Origin of the sequence: Pseudomonas fluorescens (genome assembly GCF_902497875.1) — a bacterium.
Taxonomy (GTDB): domain Bacteria; phylum Pseudomonadota; class Gammaproteobacteria; order Pseudomonadales; family Pseudomonadaceae; genus Aquipseudomonas; species Aquipseudomonas fluorescens_BR.
This window is the reverse complement of sequence record NZ_CABVHY010000131.1, coordinates 1-1,503: the sequence shown is the minus strand read 5'-3', so window position 1 is coordinate 1,503 and position 1,503 is coordinate 1. Positions and strand designations below refer to the sequence as shown.

General features: G+C 60.3%; 1 protein-coding gene and 1 pseudogene. One reads left to right on the top strand and one right to left on the bottom strand.

The annotated features are described in order from the left end of the window. Window positions 1-283: pseudogene (locus tag F8N85_RS34145) on the top strand (thiol:disulfide interchange protein DsbG); the annotation flags it as partial. Between the two features lie 129 nt (window positions 284-412). On the opposite strand, the gene astE reads toward F8N85_RS34145, so the two are convergent. Next, complete coding sequence (gene astE, locus F8N85_RS34140; protein ID WP_150806677.1) at window positions 413-1,423, bottom strand: succinylglutamate desuccinylase; 1,011 nt, start codon at window positions 1,421-1,423, stop codon at window positions 413-415. Window positions 1,424-1,503: the final 80 nt, after the last annotated feature.

Sequence of the window (1,503 nt, the reverse complement as noted above, 5' to 3'; positions counted from 1 at the left end):
CCGCGAGGATAGCCCGGGCAAATCCGCCGCCTTGCTGGCCAGCAAGGACCCGCAGAAAGCCCTTGCCGACCACGAAAAATCCGGCCAAAGCGGCGCGCTGAAACCGCTGACGACTATCCCCGAAGCCATCCAGGCCAAACTCGCCGCCAACATGCAGCTGATGGAAGACCTGGAACTGGCCGCCACTCCGGCGATTTTCTATATGGACGACAAGGGCGAGTTGCAACAACAGCAAGGGGCGCCGTCGCCGGACAAGCTGTTGAAGATTCTCGGACCGAAGTGAAGATCTGCGTCGCCTGAGCGGACGCTATCGCGAGCAAGCTCGCTCCCACAGGGTTCAGCGTGCGCCACACCTGTTTGTCGCGGCACAAATTCACTGTAGGAGCGAGCTTGCTCGCGATGCTTTCAAAGGTCAGACCAGGTTTTCGGCAGTGGTCGGCACTATCAGAATCCCTGCCCGCAAGCCGTTCTTCACCTTTGGATTGGGGAAGATGATCCGTGCGCCGTCTTCTTCGACGATCCAGCGGGTCTGGGCGATGTCTTCCGCCAGCAAGTAACCCTTTTTCAGCTCCGAAAAGTTCTCGATATCCGCCGGCAGGTGCAGGTGGAAGGTATCGCTGTGCTTGATGATCTCCCGTGCCACGCTGAACAGCTGCAAGCCGTCCAGCCCGTCATCGGCAAACGAGGGCTCGGTGCCTTCAATGATTTGCTTGAGGCGGGTTTCCAGGCGATCGACGTTGACCCCTTCGTTCTGCCCGAACGGCCGGGCCTTGCCCAGTTCCAGGGTGAAGGACTCGGCGCCGAGTTTGTCGTAGGTGTAAGAACTGAAAACGATCGAAGGCTTGTTCTGCAACAGCACCGCGTCCATACCGGCTGCGCGCAGGCGCATCAGCTCCTGGCGTGAATGCTGGCGGCCTTCCTTCCACGGATACAACGCGAACTGCTCGATCTTCGAGCCGCGAATGGCGGTGTGCAGGTCGTAGTGCAAGCGGCTGCGATCCGGCAGGCTGAAGAAGCTCGCGGCCAGACGCTCGAGCGCGCAAGCGCGCAAGGCTTCGGAACCGCTGGTCAGTTCGTGACGGCCGTTGAACAGCCGATTGACGTCCTGCTCAATATAACGCTCGCCGTGGCGCATGGCCTCGGGGTTACCGAACAGGAACAGAATGCGTGCACAGGGCTTCAAATCACCACGGGCAATGTCGTGCAACAGACGGTCGAGCAACTCGATCGGGGCGGTCTCGTTACCGTGGATGCCGGCCGACAACAGCAGATCCATGCCGTTATCGCGAGCTTCAGGTGGCCGGACTTCCAGCGCACCTTCGCTCAACCAGCGCATCCGCACGCCTTCGACAGTCAGTTGAGTCTTCTCCGCCGGTTCGCGGCCGGCGAGGGTCAGTTCAAGCAGTTTGCCGAGGGCGAGCATAGAGCAATTTCCTTAATGGTCGTGTGCGCAATCCGGGCCATGCACGTGGTCTTCGTCACCGACTTCGGCCGGTTCCATTT